General features: G+C 56.6%; 12 protein-coding genes. 7 read left to right on the forward strand and 5 right to left on the reverse strand.

Annotation, left to right across the window (positions count from 1 at the left end; all coding sequences use genetic code 11):
- Window positions 1-40: 40 nt before the first annotated feature.
- Entirely contained in the window at window positions 41-565 is a 525-nt protein-coding gene (gene ssb, locus ACSSVV_RS14215) for a single-stranded DNA-binding protein (RefSeq protein WP_113880451.1), read from the forward strand.
- 56 nt (window positions 566-621) lie between these two features.
- Here ssb and ntrC read toward each other — a convergent pair whose 3' ends face one another.
- The 4 genes from ntrC to glnA all read right to left on the reverse strand — a co-directional run bounded on the left by ntrC (window position 622) and on the right by glnA (window position 5,526).
- On the reverse strand, window positions 622-2,052 hold the full coding sequence (ntrC, locus tag ACSSVV_RS14220) for a nitrogen regulation protein NR(I) (protein ID WP_303293364.1): 1,431 nt from the start codon (window positions 2,050-2,052) through the stop codon (window positions 622-624).
- Window positions 2,049-3,149 carry a nitrogen regulation protein NR(II) gene (gene glnL / locus ACSSVV_RS14225; protein ID WP_023010937.1) on the reverse strand — a complete coding sequence of 367 codons (1,101 nt, stop codon included), beginning with the start codon at window positions 3,147-3,149 and terminating at the stop codon, window positions 2,049-2,051. Before glnL ends, ntrC begins: the two co-directional genes overlap by 4 nt.
- Before the next feature lie 243 nt (window positions 3,150-3,392).
- The gene (locus ACSSVV_RS14230; protein ID WP_031209479.1) at window positions 3,393-3,917 is read right to left on the reverse strand and encodes a DUF4124 domain-containing protein; all 525 of its coding nucleotides are present in this window, start codon (window positions 3,915-3,917) and stop codon (window positions 3,393-3,395) included.
- A 205-nt stretch (window positions 3,918-4,122) separates the two neighbouring features.
- On the reverse strand, window positions 4,123-5,526 hold the full coding sequence (gene glnA, locus ACSSVV_RS14235) for a glutamate--ammonia ligase (RefSeq protein WP_011784288.1): 1,404 nt from the start codon (window positions 5,524-5,526) through the stop codon (window positions 4,123-4,125).
- A gap of 393 nt (window positions 5,527-5,919) precedes the next feature.
- On the opposite strand from glnA, the gene typA reads away from it, so the two are divergent.
- From typA to ACSSVV_RS14260, 5 genes are all read left to right on the forward strand, one after another.
- Complete coding sequence (typA, locus tag ACSSVV_RS14240; protein WP_011784289.1) at window positions 5,920-7,731, forward strand: translational GTPase TypA; 1,812 nt, start codon at window positions 5,920-5,922, stop codon at window positions 7,729-7,731.
- Between the two features lie 119 nt (window positions 7,732-7,850).
- On the forward strand, window positions 7,851-8,813 hold the full coding sequence (gene pip / locus ACSSVV_RS14245) for a prolyl aminopeptidase (RefSeq protein ID WP_183580426.1): 963 nt from the start codon (window positions 7,851-7,853) through the stop codon (window positions 8,811-8,813).
- A 107-nt stretch (window positions 8,814-8,920) separates the two neighbouring features.
- Window positions 8,921-9,391: a D-aminoacyl-tRNA deacylase gene (gene dtd, locus ACSSVV_RS14250; protein WP_014420516.1), complete on the forward strand. Its 471-nt coding sequence runs from the start codon at window positions 8,921-8,923 to the stop codon at window positions 9,389-9,391.
- A gap of 463 nt (window positions 9,392-9,854) precedes the next feature.
- The gene (locus ACSSVV_RS14255) at window positions 9,855-10,862 is read left to right on the forward strand and encodes a porin (RefSeq protein ID WP_023007593.1); all 1,008 of its coding nucleotides are present in this window, start codon (window positions 9,855-9,857) and stop codon (window positions 10,860-10,862) included.
- A 95-nt stretch (window positions 10,863-10,957) separates the two neighbouring features.
- Complete coding sequence (locus ACSSVV_RS14260) at window positions 10,958-11,818, forward strand: CYTH domain-containing protein (protein ID WP_023007594.1); 861 nt, start codon at window positions 10,958-10,960, stop codon at window positions 11,816-11,818.
- Here the strand turns inward: ACSSVV_RS14260 and ACSSVV_RS14265 are convergent.
- A complete protein-coding gene (locus ACSSVV_RS14265) occupies window positions 11,795-12,988 on the reverse strand; it encodes a potassium channel family protein (protein WP_454106432.1) in 1,194 nt (397 codons plus the stop codon). The genes ACSSVV_RS14260 and ACSSVV_RS14265 overlap by 24 nt on opposite strands.
- An 80-nt stretch (window positions 12,989-13,068) precedes the next feature.
- Between ACSSVV_RS14265 and glnE the strand changes: the two genes are divergently transcribed.
- A complete protein-coding gene (gene glnE, locus ACSSVV_RS14270) occupies window positions 13,069-15,969 on the forward strand; it encodes a bifunctional [glutamate--ammonia ligase]-adenylyl-L-tyrosine phosphorylase/[glutamate--ammonia-ligase] adenylyltransferase (RefSeq protein WP_454106433.1) in 2,901 nt (966 codons plus the stop codon).
- Window positions 15,970-16,016: the final 47 nt, after the last annotated feature.

Consider the following 16,016-nt stretch of genomic DNA (forward strand, 5'->3'; position numbering starts at 1 on the left):
GGACGGCTGGCACTCCGCAAAACATGATCAGGAGCATACGATGGCACGAGGCGTAAACAAGGTAATTCTCATTGGTAACCTGGGGCAGGACCCGGACACTCGTTATACCCCCAACGGCAACGCTGTGGTTAACCTGAACCTCGCCACAGACGAGAGTTACAAGGATCGCCAGACCGGACAGCTGGTGCCGAAGACCGAGTGGCATCGGGTTGTGTTGTTCGGCAAGGTGGCTGAGGTGGCTGGGCAATACCTGCGCAAAGGCTCCAAGGTCTACATTGAAGGCAAGCTGCAGACCCGGAAATGGCAGAACAAGGAAGGGCAGGATGTCTACACCACCGAAGTGGTTGTGGATATCAATGGCCAGATGCAGATGCTGGACAGCCGTGGCTCTGAGGGCGGTATGAATCCGGGGGCGCCCCAGGGACGGCCGCAGCAACAGCCGCAATACAATGCGCCGCCCCAGCAGGGTGGACAGGCTGGTGGCTACAACAACCCGGCACCCCAGCAGCAAGGTGGTGGCATGCCTGAGCCGATTGATGATTTTGATGACGATATTCCGTTTTAGTCGAGAGCATACGGATAAACTACCAGCGAGAGAGCTGAGCAGCAGCCGGGTGGGGGTCAGTCATCCCCCTCCGGCTGATCCATCCCCAACTCATTGATTTTCCGGGTCAGCGTATTCCGCCCCCAACCCAGCAGAATAGAGGCATCCCGGCGGCGGCCACTGGTGTGCTTCAATGCCGTTTCAATCATGATCTTTTCGAACTCGGGCACCGCGGTATCGAGTATGCCTTTCTTGCCGCGCTTCAGTTCCTGTTCTGCCCAGTTTCTCAGCCCTTCCTGCCAGGTGAGGCCGGTGGCGGCGTGCTCGGTGTCGGCCTGGTGTAGCAGTTCCGGGGGCAGGTCATCAATGTGGATTTCCCGGCCGCTGGCCATGACCGTCAGCCAGCGGCAGGTGTTTTCCAGCTGGCGGACGTTACCGGGCCAGGGCAGGGTGGTGAGGTATTCCTCGGCGTCCGGGCGCAGGATCTTGGGTTCTACTGCCAGCTCTTTGGCTGCTCGCTTGAGGAAGTGCTGCATCAGGCGTGGAATGTCTTCGCGGCGTTCAGCCAGCTTGGGCAGGTGCACGCGAATGACATTCAGGCGGTGGAACAGATCTTCCCGGAAGTTGCCGGCCTGTACCAGTTTTTCCAGGTCTTGATGGGTTGCGGCGATGATGCGCACATCCACTTTGATGGGGGTGGTGCCGCCTACCCGGTAAAACTCGCCATCGGCCAGCACCCGCAGCAGTCGAGTCTGAGTGTCGGCGGGCATGTCGCCGATTTCATCCAGAAACAGGGTGCCGCCGTTGGCCTGTTCAAAGCGGCCCTGGCGGGCGGCCCCGGCGCCGGTGAAGGCGCCTTTTTCGTGGCCGAACAATTCGGATTCAATCAGGTCTTTCGGAATTGCCGCCATGTTCAGGGCGATGAACGGGTTTCGTGCTCTGGGGCTGTGATTGTGCAGGGCCTGGGCCACCAGTTCTTTACCGGTGCCGCTCTCACCGTTGATCAGTACGGTGATGTTGGAGTGAGACAGCCGGCCAATGGCCCGGAAAACCTCCTGCATGGCCGGGGCTTCACCAATAATTTCGGTATTGCGCGGTGTGGCATCGGCCTGTGGTTCGCTGGCGGCGCGTTTTTCATGGCTGTGAGCAACGGCCCGTTTTACCAGTGCGACGGCGTCATCCACATCAAAGGGCTTGGGCAGGTATTCGAAGGCGCCGGTCTGGTAGCTGGTCACCGCGCTTTCAAGATCCGAGTGCGCGGTCATGATGATCACCGGCACATCCTGATGCAGTTCGACGATCTGGGAGAGCAGGGTAATACCGTCTACCCCCGGCATCCGGATATCGCTGATGATGGCGTCCGGTTGCTCGTGTTCCAGCCGCATCATGATGCTGTCGCCGCTGTCGAATACGCGCGGTTGCATGCCCGCCTGGCTCAGGGCGCGTTCCAGCACCCATCGAATACTTCTGTCATCGTCGATAATCCAGACGTTTGCCGGTTGGCTCATTTGCTGTCCTCCAGAGGCAGGAAGATGATGAAATCGGTTCTTCCGGGCTCACTCTCGCACTCCACCAGCCCCCGATGCTGGCCGATGATGCTTTGGGTAATGGAAAGGCCGAGTCCGGTGCCCGAGGCCCGACCACTGATCATGGGGTAGAAGATGTTCTGCACCAGCTCCGGCGGGATGCCCGGGCCGTTATCGATGATGTCGACCCGGCACACCAGCCGGTGGCGACGATGGCCGATGGTGAACTGCCGCAAGGCCCGGCTGCGAAAGGTAATGGTGGGCGTTGCGGAACGCCCGCTTGCGGCTTCGTTTTCGAACGCCGCCTCCATGGCGTTGCGGGCGATGTTCAGGAAGGCCTGGATCAGTTGCTCTTTGTCGCCGGGAAATTCCGGGATGCTCGGGTCGTAGTCGCGTCTCAGGCGCACTCGGCCTTTGCTTTCGGCCTCAATCAGAGTACGGACCCGCTCCAGAATTTCGTGGATATTGGTGGGCGCAATCTTCAGGGCTTTGTTCGGGCCGAGCATGCGATCCACCAGGCTGCGCAGACGGTCCGCCTCGTCGATAATCACACGGGTATACTCACGCTGGTCGTCGTCTGAAAGCTCACGGTCCAGCAGTTGCGCCGCGCCACGGATTCCGCCCAGCGGGTTCTTGATCTCGTGGGCCATGCCCCGCACCAGGATTCGCGTGGTCTCCTGTTGCGAGATGATGTCTTCTTCCCGGCTGATACGCATCAGTCGGTCTCGGGGCTGGATCTCGATCAGCAGTTCGGTCGGGTCCAGGCTGATGGGAGTCACTGAATAATCCACCGTCAGTCTGGCACCGCTGATCAAAGCAAATTCAGCTTCCCGGCGGGTGTAGGACTGGCCGTTCTCCACCGCGGCATGCAGAGTGGTCAGGGCATCCTCGGAATCCACCAGAACCTCCTGTAAGGGGAGGCCATGGCTTCGGGTCATACTGGTTTCAAACAGGCTCTCGGCGGCGGGGTTGAGGTAACGGATAGCCAGATCATCGCCAAGTACCAGTACTGCGGTTGTCAGACTGTCCAGAATGCTCTTGTAACTGCTTCCGGATGTGGTGACTGGATGGGATGGCATGCGTTGCTTCCGTTCTCGACTCATTGGTTGTATCCCTGTGGCTGCAAAAAGCGAACCAGTTTTGTGATGTCGGGTAGCCAATGGGCAAGGGTCGGGCAGAGCGGGCGCAGCGGCCGGTGCGTGCTGCTGTAGCTTGGTGCAGTAGTGAACGGTCAGGCGACAGGCAGCCCGGATTTTGCCCCTTGGCTGCCCAAAGTATGGTCACAACATGGTGCAATTGCACCATGGTGGTGCAGATAAGATTTAGTTGAGAACGGATGGGCGGTGAATCGTGAAGGTAATTGAATTGCCGGATTTCACGCGTACTCCGTTTTCATCGACAATATGAACGCCCGCATTGTGAGTGCCCCGGTCGATATTGCTGACGGCTACTGAGCCTGAGCTGCTTTGCCCGACCGGTTGTCCATCCAGGGTCACTTCAAATTTATGGCCCCGCTTCAGCGGTGGTGTACTTTGAACCTCGAAAGTGACGTTGCCGTTGCCGCTGTGAAAGGCCTGTTCATTGGCCGGATACTGGAATGAGACAGCCTGGTAGGCTGCGCCCTCACGTTCCACCCGCTCGCGGAGTTGTTCGGGTTCCTGAACCGCTTCCGGCTTGGGCAGGGTGATGGTGGTCACGGGCTTCACCTGGACCTCTTCACCGCCTTCCATGGGTTCGTCGGAAAAGGTGACGTTGCCATAGGCGTCAACGTGGCGGTAGACCTCGCTATGTGCTGTGGTCGAAGCCAGCATCAGCAGGCCAGCGGCGAGTACGAACGGTGCTTTCATGGCGATAACCTGTGGTAATGAACTGCTTTGATTATCGATTGCGGGCAAGGTCATTTCAATGTTGTGGCCTGCTTCCTTGGTTACATATCGTTAAGGGCGTGGGTCTTGGTTAAGAACTGGGATTGAGGCCACAAAAAAGCCCCGCACGGGGCGGGGCTTCTGGTCTGCATAGTCTGCATAGTCTGCACCGAATTGGTGCAGGGCTTTAGCAGGAGTAGTACAGATCGAACTCGACCGGGTGAGTGGTCATGTTCAGACGCTCGACTTCGCCACGCTTCAGGTCGATGTAGCCTTTGATCATGTCTTCGGTGAACACGCCGCCACGGGTCAGGAACTCGTGGTCTGCTTGCAGGCAGTCCAGGGCCTCGGACAGAGTCTCGGCAACCTTCGGAATGTTCAGGGCTTCTTCCTTCGGCAGGTCATACAGATCCTTGTCCATGGCATCGCCAGGGTGGATCTTGTTCTGGATACCGTCCAGGCCGGCCATCATCAGGGCAGCAAAGGCCAGGTACGGGTTAGCGGCCGGATCCGGGAAGCGCACTTCAATACGACGAGCTTTCGGGCTGTTCACGTACGGAATACGGATGGAGGCAGAACGGTTACGGGCGGAGTAGGCCAGCATAACCGGTGCTTCGTAACCCGGAACCAGACGCTTGTAGCTGTTGGTGGCCGGGTTGGTGAAGGCGTTGATGGCCTTGGCATGCTTGATCACGCCACCGATGTAGTACAGAGCCGCTTCGCTCAGGCCTGCGTAGCTGTCGCCGGCAAACAGGTTCTTGCCGTCTTTGCTCAGGGACATATGAACGTGCATACCGGAGCCGTTGTCACCCACAACTGGCTTGGGCATGAAGGTGGCGGTCTTGCCGTAGGCGTGAGCTACGTTGTGCACGCAGTACTTCAGGATCTGAACTTCGTCTGCCTTGCGGGTCAGGGTGTTGGCGCCAACACCGATTTCACACTGGCCAGCGGTGCCCACTTCGTGGTGGTGAACCTCAATTTCCAGGCCCATGGATTCCATGGCGGCACACATGGCGCCACGCAGGTCGTGCAGGCTGTCGACCGGCGGAACCGGGAAGTAGCCGCCTTTTACGCCCGGGCGGTGGCCAATGTTGTTGCGGTCGAAATCTTCACCGGAAACCCACGCGGCTTCTTCAGAATGGATGTGGTAAGAAGCGCCTTGCATGTCCACGTTCCATTTGACGGAATCGAACACGAAGAACTCAGGCTCCGGGCCGAACAGAGCGCCATCAGCGATGCCGGTGGACTTCAGGTATTCTTCGGCGCGACGGGCAACAGAGCGGGGGTCGCGCTCATAACCCTGCATGGTAGAAGGCTCTACAATGTTGCAGGTGATGTTGACGGTGGTTTCTTCGGTGAACGGGTCCAGAACGGCGGTTTCGTCGTCCGGCATCAGGATCATGTCGGATTCGTTGATGCCTTTCCAGCCGGCAATGGAGGAGCCGTCGAACATCTTGCCGTCAGCGAAAAAGTCTTCGTCCGCCTCGGTGGCGGGCAGGGTTACGTGCTGCTCTTTACCACGGCTGTCGGTGAAACGCAGGTCAATCCACTTGACTTCGTGTTCTTTGATCAAATCAATCGTCTTGGACATTGTGCATGCTCCGTAAGGTTTTACATGTTCGTTGTGCCGGATCGTTCAGTGTTCTGAGGCCCGATCTTTTTTCAGGTCAGGGAAGCTTACCAGAAGCTTGTGGTCCTTACCTTCACTATGCGGCTGCTTTGGCATAAGCAATCGGCTTGCCAGTTTTTGTCGGCTGCGCCAGAACAGCGCAGCGACAAGGCTTTCGGGCTAATGTGGCGCAGCTTCCTGGCCGAAGACCATGCTTATTGCACCACTGCCATGCACCATGGTGGTGCAAGTTCTCTGATAACGCATAATTATGGTGCAAGCCCCGATTGGTTACATATTAGGCACTAATCTTCATATTATCGCCATGGACTTTTCGATATACTGCGCGCCGCTAATTTCTTCAGGATACCCGTTGTGATTGATAAGCTTAGAAACGTTGCCATTATTGCCCACGTTGACCATGGCAAGACCACCCTGGTTGACCAGCTGCTGCGCCAGTCTGGCACGCTGGACCGGAAAGAGCTCGAGAACGAGCGTGTAATGGACTCCAACGACCAGGAAAAAGAACGTGGCATTACCATTCTGGCAAAAAACACTGCTCTAAAATGGAAAGACTACGACATCAATATCGTAGACACCCCGGGCCACGCTGACTTTGGTGGTGAAGTAGAGCGTGTAATGAGTATGGTGGACAGTGTGCTGCTGGTGGTGGATTCCATCGACGGCCCCATGCCGCAAACCCGTTTCGTGACTCAGAAAGCTTTCGCAGCGGGCCTGAACCCGATTGTGGTCGTGAACAAAATTGACCGTCCGGGTGCCCGCCCGGATTGGGTGGTGGATCAGGTGTTTGACCTGTTCGACAACCTTGGTGCCACCGATGAACAGCTCGACTTCCCGATAGTCTATGCCAGTGCGCTGAACGGCATCGCCGGCATGGATCATGAGAATCTGGACGACAACATGGACGCTGTGTTCCAGGCCATTGTTGATCATGTGCCAGCGCCTTCGGTTGATCTGGATGGCCCGTTCCAGATGCAGATCTCCCAGTTGGACTACAACAGTTTCCTGGGTGTCATCGGTATCGGTCGCATTATGCGCGGTAAAGTGAAGACCAACACCCCGGTGGTGGCTATCGGTGCCGACGGCAAGAAGCGTAACGGTCGTATCCTGAAGATCATGGGCCATTCCGGCCTGCAGCGTGTGGAAGTTGAGGAAGCCCAGGCTGGCGACATTGTGTGCGTGAGTGGTCTGGACCAGCTGTTCATATCTGACACTCTTTGTGATCCCTCCAACGTAGAAGCCCTTCCGGCGCTGACCGTTGATGAGCCCACCGTATCCATGACGTTCCAGGTAAATGATTCACCGTTTGCCGGTAAAGAAGGCAAGTATGTGACCAGCCGGAACATCAAGGAGCGCCTGGAAAAAGAGCTGCTGCACAACGTAGCGCTGCGGGTTGAAGAAGGCGACTCGGCCGACAAGTTCAAGGTATCCGGCCGTGGTGAACTGCACCTGTCGGTTCTGATCGAGAACATGCGTCGCGAAAACTTCGAGCTGGCCGTGGGGCGGCCGGTGGTGGTCATCAAGGAAGTCGACGGCCAGAAGCAAGAGCCGTACGAAAACGTGATCATCGACATCGAAGAGCAGCACCAGGGCCCGATTATGGAGCAGATGGGGCTGCGCAAAGGTGACATGACTAACATGATCCCGGACGGCAAGGGCCGTATCCGCCTGGAATACACCATTCCGGCCCGTGGCCTGATCGGTTTCCGTAACACCTTCCTGACCATGACTTCCGGTACCGGCATCCTGACCTCCACCTTCAGCCACTACGGCCCGGTGAAGATGGGTGACGTAACCAGCCGTCAGAACGGTGTCATCGTTTCCATGGCCACCGGTACTGCGCTGACCTACTCCCTCGAGACTCTGCAGAGCCGAGGCAAGCTGTTCCTGGACCCAGGCCAGGAAATCTATGAAGGCCAGCTCTGCGGTATCCATAGCCGTGACAACGACCTGGTGGTGAACCCCACCAAGGGCAAGAAGCTGGACAACATGCGTGCCTCTGGAAAGGACGAAGTGATCGGCCTGGTGCCGCCCATCAAGTTCACTCTGGAGCAGGCGCTGGAGTTTATCGACGATGATGAACTGGTTGAGGTAACGCCCAAGTCGATTCGTCTGCGCAAGAAGCTCCTGACCGAAAACGAGCGTAAGCGCGCTAACAAGAAGTAATCCCTCAGGGGCCAGGAAATCGTTGTGAGGCGGTAAACGCTTCCGCCTGTTTTCCTGGCCCCTGTATTTTTCTCGCCTGTCTCAGCTAGACTGCCGTTATCCCCGAAACGGAGTTTTTCATGCTGACCCTCTATCCTGAAATCGAGCCTTACGCCCGCCACCGACTGGCGGTGGATCATCCCCATGAGCTGTACCTCGAGGAATCCGGCAATCCGGACGGAATTCCGGTGATTGTCGTTCATGGCGGGCCGGGTGGCGGTTGTGAGGATTACCACCGGCGCTTTTTCGACGCCGAACGTTTCCGGATTATTTTGCTGGATCAGAGAGGTGCCGGAAGATCGACCCCGTTGGCCGAGCTGGAGGGTAACAGCACAGACAAACTGGTTGAGGATCTTGAGGCGGTTCGGCATTTTCTCGGCATCGATCGCTGGTTGCTGTTCGGGGGAAGCTGGGGATCGACGCTAAGTCTGGTTTATGCCGAGACCCACCCTGACCGGGTTCTGGGGTTGGTGTTGCGGGGTATCTTTCTGTGTCGGCCCCGGGATATTCACTGGTTTTATCAGGACGGCGCCAGCCGGGTATTCCCGGATTACTGGCAGGATTACCTTGCCCAGATTCCGGAGGTGGAGCGCGACGATATGGTGGCGGCCTACTACCGGCGCCTGACCAGCGCTAATGAGCTGGAACAGATTCAGGCCGCGAAAGCCTGGTCCGTCTGGGAAGGGCGGTGCGCCACTCTGCATCCCAATCCCAAGGTGGTGGAGCATTTTGGGCATCCTCATGTGGCCATCGCGCTGGCCCGGATTGAATGCCACTATTTCATGAATAATTCGTTCCTTGAGCCCGACCAGATCGTGCGTGATGCCTCGCGGCTAAAGGACATTCCGGGCGTGATTGTGCACGGCCGCTATGACATGGTTTGCCCGCTGGATAATGCCCTGGCTCTGAGCAAGGCCTGGCCGGAGGCGGAGCTTCAGATCATTCGTGATGCCGGCCACTCGGCATCCGAGCCAGCGATTGTGGATGCCCTGATGCGGGGCGTTGAGAGTGTGGTTGCCAGAAGTCTTCCCTCAGTTGGCTGAGAATGCGACTTTTTATTGATCTGACAGGGTTGCGGTGGTCTTGCGGGCTCTATACACTTTTCGCGTTTCAGAAATTTAACCTTCGGTGTTACCGCTCAAGGGACTGAATGAAAGGACTGATCCAGCGTGTTTCGGAAGCCAGCGTAGCCGTAGATGGTGAAACGATTGCCCGTATTGGTCCCGGGCTGCTCTTGCTCCTTGGCGTAGAAAGGAACGATACACTGAATGAGGCAAAGGAACTGTGCCGAAAAATCCTCTCCTACCGGGTTTTCCCCGATGAGCAGGGCCGGATGAACGTGAATGTTCAGGATGCCGGTGGCTCATTGCTTGTTGTCCCCCAGTTTACGCTTGCTGCTGACACGTCATCTGGCACGCGCCCGGGTTTTTCCCTGGCGGCTGCACCGGAGCTGGCGAATCGGCTTTATGGTGACTTTGTGGCTGAAGCGAGTGGGCTGCTGGGTGCTGGACGTGTGGGTACGGGGGAGTTTGGTGCTGATATGAAAGTGGCACTGATCAACGATGGTCCGGTTACCTTTATGTTGGAATCTGGCCAGAGAGGGTCGTGCACAAAAATGTGACGCAGTTGCCAGCAGTGCCTCACGAAAGTGCGTGATTTGAGGTATTGTTTTGTGGCTCTCAGCTGAGGAAGCGTTGAGCGTAAGATAACCGGTTGTTTTTCAGATTTTTTTGGTTATCTGGCCCTGAATTTGTTGTGGAAATGGGAGAGGTTGTTAGTCCAGGCTGATCTAACGACAAAGGTTACGAATGCAAATGGGGCTAAAAAATAGCCATTAAAAATTTGCAAAAAATGGCACATTGTATTAAAACAGGTTCATTACGCAGAGCTTTAATAAAGCTGTGTAAGTGGTTGAGATCTAAGGCAAGCGTGCTTGTCTTATAAAAAGAAGAAAAGCTGGTCCCGCAGGAATGACAGGGGCCAGTCAGATACCCGGCAGGCAGAGCCAAGCGTTGTGCCGGCCAATAAAAATCGGGATTTAGACCCGTCGAAAACCTGAGTTAACTCAAAAAGGAAGACGCAACATGAAAAAAACGATTCTTGCTTCTGCTATTGCAGCTGCAACCTTCTCTGGCGCTGCCATGGCACAGTCTACTCTGTCTGCCTCTGAGCTGGCGGCAAAGATGGATTCCATGCCGACTGTTTACGGTAACATTCAGTACGCGATCACCCACACCAACGTTGACGGTGGTGGCTCCGAGGTCAAGCACTTTGACAACGGCACTACTCTTGGTGTGAAGCATGACCACGAAGTTGCTCCGGGAATCACAGGCTTCTTCAAGCTGGAGCTCGAAGGTATCAATGCTGATGATAAGAGTGGCAGCAACGGTATCGACGGTCTTGACGAAGCCTACATCGGTATTAAGGGCGACAGTTTTGGTCAAGTTTGGGTGGGTTCTGACGACTCCATGTACGAGTCTGCCATTGACGAAATCTACAACTTTCACGAAGTTGGTTCAGATATTCAGGGCAACTACGACACTGGCGAAGGTGACTTGATTCAGTATCTGTCTCCGAGCTTCAGTGGCCTGACTTTCGGTGCTGCTGTGCAGTTCAATGGCGACAACGATGCTAAAGATGGCGACAAGTCGTTCCCGTATCAGCTGGCTGCCATGTATGAAGTTGACGCCCTCGAGTTGGCATTCGCGATTGACTCCAACGATAACGGCAATGGCAACAACGAAAACACCTATGGCCTTCGTGCAAGCTATAACCTGGACAATCTGCGTCTGACAGGCTCATACGAAACCCGTAAAGATGTTGCTGACATTTTCGGTGTGATGGGCGTTTACACCATGGGTAAAAACCAGTTCGCTCTGTCCTATCAGCTGAATGACGACGATGAGTCTGGTGATAAGAACGACACCATCATTCTGCAGGCGCTGCACAACGTGTCTGACCACATGTACGTGTATGTTGAAGGCTACCTGAGCAACGCAGACGAAGAAATCTATTCTATTGAAGATGAGCCCGCGTCAGGTTCTGGCGACGAGCAGTCCATCGCCGCTATCGGCGCTGTTTACTACTTCTGATCAGCTAATAAGCTAGTCAAGTAGTATCGAAAGCCGGTGACTCTGTCACCGGCTTTTCTGTTTTTACAGGAAGAGAAATCATCAGGAGCGTTTCAGTGGCCACGGAACTTGAAGTAAAGCTGACCCTTTCAGAATCCGCGCAGTCCCGGGCCTTCGAGTGGCTCAAAGGTCGACCGGGTGCAAGCGAAGGTCCGGTCAAAACACTGGTCAATCGCTACTACGACACCCCGAATGCCGGGTTAAACCAGGCCCGTGCTGCTTTGCGAGTCCGTCAGGCTGGTGATCGCTATATCCAGACTTTGAAAACCCAGGGCGAGTTCGTAAACGGAGCCCATCGCCGCCAGGAGTGGGAGTGGGATCTGCCGGGGCCGGATCTGGATCTTGGGCTGTTGGAGCAGACTCCGTTGAGGTCTCAGGTCGACCTTGACGAGTTGGCGTTGGCATTCGAAACCAACTTCCAGCGGCGCATTATCATGCTGGAGCAAGCGGAGTCTGTAATTGAGGTTGCTCTGGACTCAGGCGAAGTGGTGGGTGGAACGCGGGCAAGGCCTCTTCATGAGGTGGAATTTGAGCTGAAAGCGGGAGAGCCCGCAGCGCTGCTTGAAAACGCCCGTGCTCTTGCGCAAGCGGTCCCGGTTTTTCTTAACCTGGTAAGCAAAGCCGAGCAAGGTTACTACCTTGCCGGAATCTACCGCCCGTCTCTGGTGCTGCCCGCTTCCGGGTTCAGCTCGGTATCTTTTCTGCATTACGTGAGTCAGGCCTGGTTGACCGGTGACGCGATGTGTTTGCCCGCCAGCGCGCTTGCGGAGATTGAGCCGCAGGTGGAAGCGGCCGGACTATTGCCCGTTTGGAGGCCGGTAGCCAAGGCGCTGGAAGCCGGAATTACGGTGCCGACCCTGGTTGAGCAATTTCCTGAGTTCGGTCAGTTGCAACTAGCGCTCGCTGCCGCCGGCTGAAGGGGGCTCTTCAGAGCTCTCGGTGGCGGCTTTCTGGTTTTGCTCATGCATGGTGCGCCACTGCTTGAGAAACTCCCAGTACCGGTCCAGCGCTTCCTCTACCACGGAAACCTCCGGCGTCTCGCTGGAACGCACCAGAACAATCAGCCCTTTGCCCTCAACCTCAGCGTTGGTATCCGGGTGGCAGATGACTTCATTGTCGTGATCGATGTAGGCCAGAGCGGTTCCAATACCGTGGCGGATCAGAGCACTGACAATATCCGCCCAGGTAAGGTCGTCGAGTTTGAGATCATAACGATGCGGATGATCTCGCTCGTAGTTGAACATGTCTTCCAGAACCTTTTCGGAACCTGGGGCGACCACGGAGCGAACCATGATTTCAGGGTAGGTGCGCACGGGGCGAATGGTGGTGCGAACGCCCAGTGCTTTGAATCTTGCACGGTTGTGGTCGCCGACACATTCAACCGTGGTTCTGCCGCCCAGATTGGATTCGGCCAGTCGATGGGCGATATCGAAGGTCAGGCTGTCTGACATCGGGTCTGATTCGTCGGCTGCCAACACGATGATGTGCTTGGCGCTGCCAGCGTGCACGGATTTCAGGGCTTCCGGGTCATTTCCTGCGCCGTGAAAGTGAACGACGCCGCAGTCGGACAGTTCCGCAGGCAGCCCTCCTGGAAATTGCCGCGTAAGCAGCATAATCGGCACCGTGTGGTACTCGGGGACCGAGCGAATCTGCGAGGCGAATCGCATGAAGTACTGCTCGCCGCCGCTTCGGGGAGTGTTGATGATGACAATGTGGTCTTTCATTTTGTAGATCCAACGTCCAGTCAGTATGCGTTCTCTGCGATAGAAACGGTATTCGATGTAATCACTGACGATCAGGGTCAGTAGTGTAATGGCGGAGATAAACATCAGCAGGATGGTACTGATGCGGCCTACGGGCGTGACCGGGGAGTAGTCGCCATAGCCCACGGTAACCAGCGTCGTCATGGTGAGCCATACGGCTTCAAAGAACGAGAGTGGCTCTGCTGCCCACAGGATAAGAATCTGCGCCGATACCAGTCCCCCGAGGATGGCAAAGAGCCGGTTGATCCGACTTCTTATAAGTCCGCCCATAGGGAGGTGGGATTGGGTATGTTCCGGATTCAGAGGGCGTTTATTTCGCATCATGGAGAGCGGGTGCCTGTTCAGTCCTTGGCGAGTTCGTTATACAGTACCTGAAATATATCAGAGAGACAGAGGGTTGCGTTATGTCTGAGCCATGGGCTTCACTGCCGGACGTACTCAAGGAGGAGATTTCCGGATGCTGGCCATCGGTATTCCCGGAGGGGCTGCCAGGCTGGCTGGCCGGTGACCCTGTCTCCGAGGCCGATGCGGCAGAGGCTATTTCCCGTAGCCTGTTTCTCCGGCAAACCCTTGAACGACATCCGGAGCAGATTCAGCCCGCCGTTGCTGCCCGGCCTTTAGCCGAACCAACCACCGAGGCCTGGCTGGCTGATCGCTGGCGCGATTACCTCCAGAACGTTGACTCTGAACCGGCGTTGCATGCGGCACTTCGCCAGTACCGGCGGGAAGTGCAGTTCCGGATTATCTGGCGCGATCTCATGAAGTGGGCCGATCTGCATGAAACCATGACGGCCACCAGTGCCTTTGCGGATACCGCCATCGATGGTGCCTTGAATTGGCTTTACGAGCGAGCCTGTGAAGAGTTCGGTACTCCAATGGGCGATGATCCGGTAACAGGGCAAGAGGCACCCCAGAAAATGGTGGTGCTTGGAATGGGCAAGCTTGGCGGCCGGGAGCTGAACGTTTCCTCGGATATCGATCTGATTTTTGCGTTTCCCTCGAAAGGCGAAACCCATGGCGGCCGGCGTGCTCTGGATAATCAGCAGTTCTTTATCCGGCTTGGCCAAAGGCTGATTCAGGCGCTGGACCAGATTACCGCCGATGGTTTCGTGTTTCGGGTGGATATGCGCTTGAGGCCATATGGCCAGAGTGGTGCGCTCGCCCTGAGCTTCGCCGCCCTGGAAACCTATTACCAGGATCAGGGGCGCGACTGGGAGCGTTATGCCATGGTCAAGGCCCGCGTCGTGGCGGGCGACCAGCGCGCCGGTGAGGTGCTGATGGCTAGCCTCAAACCCTTCGTTTACCGCAAATACATTGATTTCAGCGCCTTTGAATCGCTTCGCAGCATGAAAGAAATGATCAGCCGGGAAGTTCGCCGGAAGGGGCTGGAGAACAATATCAAGCTCGGCAGTGGTGGCATTCGGGAAATTGAGTTTGTGGTGCAGGCGTTCCAGTTAATCCGCGGCGGGCGTGATCGGGAGCTGCAACAGCGTGAGTTGCTACAGATCTTGAAGGAGCTGGAGGAACTGGAGTTGCTCCCCTCCCGGGTGGTCGGTGAGCTGAGGGGCGCCTATGTGTTCCTTCGCAATCTGGAACATGCCCTTCAGGGTATGGAAGACAAACAGACTCAGGTTCTGCCTGAGGATGCGCTGTCCTGCGCTCGGGTTGCGAGGATTATGGGCTTCGATAGCTGGGAAGACTGCCTGTCTGCGCTGGAGGAACATCGAAGCCGGGTGGCTCGTCATTTTGCGGATATCATCGCCACGGAAGAACAGGATGACGCCGATGAGGGTGGTGTCGACGATGGCTGCTACGAACTGTGGCTGGCGGAAATGGATGAAGCCAGTGCCTTGGGCTGGCTGGAGCAAAGCGGGTTTGAGGACCCGGATGGCAGCTATAAGCGCCTGACCAGTCTGCGAGACAGTCGCACCGTGCAGACTCTGCAGACCCAGGGGCGTAAGCGGCTCAATCAGTTTGTGCCGCTCCTGATTAACGCCCTGATGGATGTGGCGAATCCTTCGGAAACGCTGGACCGTGTGCTGCAACTGGTTGAAGCCATTCTGCGCAGAACCGCCTATATGGTTCTGTTGATGGAAAATCCCGGAGCCATGACGCAGTTGGTGCGGCTGTGTAGTGAAAGCCCCTGGATTGCGCGCTTGCTGGCGGATACGCCCTTGCTCCTGGACGAACTTTTGAATGCGGAGAGCCTATACAGTCCGCCGGCCAAGGAGGAGTTGCAGGATGATTTGCGTCAGCAAATGCTGCGGATTCCGTATGAAGATCTGGAAGAGCAGATGGAGGCTCTGCGTTACTTCAAGAAGGCCCATGTGTTGAGGGTGGCGGCCTCAGAGTTAAAGGGCACGCTGCCGCTGATGAAAGTGAGTGATTACCTGACCTGGATTGCCGAGGTGGTGCTGGATCATGTGGTGGATGTGGCGTTCTCGAATCTGGTCAGCCGGCACGGTTACCCGCGGCGCGCCGATGGCTCCGCCTGTGATACCGATTTCGCCATCATCGGTTACGGCAAGCTCGGCGGTATCGAGCTGGGCTACACCTCAGATCTGGATCTGGTGTTTGTGCACCAGGCTGATCCTCAACTGGCCACCGATGGCGACAAGCCTATTGATAACGCCGTGTTCTATACCCGGCTCGGCCAGCGAATCGTGCACATTCTCAGTACCCAGACACCCTCCGGGCAGCTCTACGAAGTGGATATGCGATTGCGCCCCTCGGGTAACTCCGGCTTGCTGGTGAGTACCTTGCAGGCGTTCGAGAAATACCAGCAGGAGGATGCCTGGACCTGGGAGCATCAGGCGCTGGCCCGCGCCAGGGGAGTGGCAGGCTGCGACGATACGCTCAAAGCGTTCGAGGATATTCGCCACCAGATACTGTGCCGACAACGGGACAAGGCGTCGCTTCGGCAGGAGGTGGTCGATATGCGTGAGAAAATGCGCAGCAACCTCGGGACACCCGCAGCCCGGCAGAATGACGTTTTCCACATCAAGCATGACAACGGTGGCATCGTAGATGTCGAGTTCATGGTGCAGTACCTGATGCTGGCTTGGTGCCCGGAACACCCGGAGCTGACCCAGTGGAGTGATAACATCCGCCAACTGGAAGAATTAGGCCGCGCAGGCGTTTTGCCAGTAGAAGACACTGAGCGGCTGCGGGAGGTGTTCATCACACTGCGCTCCACCATCCACCGCAGAGCTTTGCAGAATCTCAACAGCCAGGTCGAGGGCGGAGCCTTCACAGAAGAGCGTGGCTACATCCAAAGTATGTGGAAAAAAGTCATGGTTGAGTAGCAAGCTAAATTTATTTCAGGCGGCGTTTGCTGCTAGAATGCCAGTTC

The organism is Marinobacter sp. MBR-105, assembly GCF_053628895.1.

What these genes read in the sequence shown, in the direction of transcription:
- ssb (WP_113880451.1), top strand. Translation starts at nt 41, where the DNA reads ATGGCACGAGGCGTAAACAAGGTAATTCTCATTGGTAACCTGGGGCAG.
- ntrC (WP_303293364.1), bottom strand. Translation starts at nt 2,052, where the DNA reads ATGAGCCAACCGGCAAACGTCTGGATTATCGACGATGACAGAAGTATT.
- glnL (WP_023010937.1), bottom strand. Translation starts at nt 3,149, where the DNA reads ATGCCATCCCATCCAGTCACCACATCCGGAAGCAGTTACAAGAGCATT.
- ACSSVV_RS14230 (WP_031209479.1), bottom strand. Translation starts at nt 3,917, where the DNA reads ATGAAAGCACCGTTCGTACTCGCCGCTGGCCTGCTGATGCTGGCTTCG.
- glnA (WP_011784288.1), bottom strand. Translation starts at nt 5,526, where the DNA reads ATGTCCAAGACGATTGATTTGATCAAAGAACACGAAGTCAAGTGGATT.
- pip (WP_183580426.1), top strand. Translation starts at nt 7,851, where the DNA reads ATGCTGACCCTCTATCCTGAAATCGAGCCTTACGCCCGCCACCGACTG.
- dtd (WP_014420516.1), top strand. Translation starts at nt 8,921, where the DNA reads ATGAAAGGACTGATCCAGCGTGTTTCGGAAGCCAGCGTAGCCGTAGAT.
- ACSSVV_RS14255 (WP_023007593.1), top strand. Translation starts at nt 9,855, where the DNA reads ATGAAAAAAACGATTCTTGCTTCTGCTATTGCAGCTGCAACCTTCTCT.
- ACSSVV_RS14265 (WP_454106432.1), bottom strand. Translation starts at nt 12,988, where the DNA reads ATGATGCGAAATAAACGCCCTCTGAATCCGGAACATACCCAATCCCAC.
- glnE (WP_454106433.1), top strand. Translation starts at nt 13,069, where the DNA reads ATGTCTGAGCCATGGGCTTCACTGCCGGACGTACTCAAGGAGGAGATT.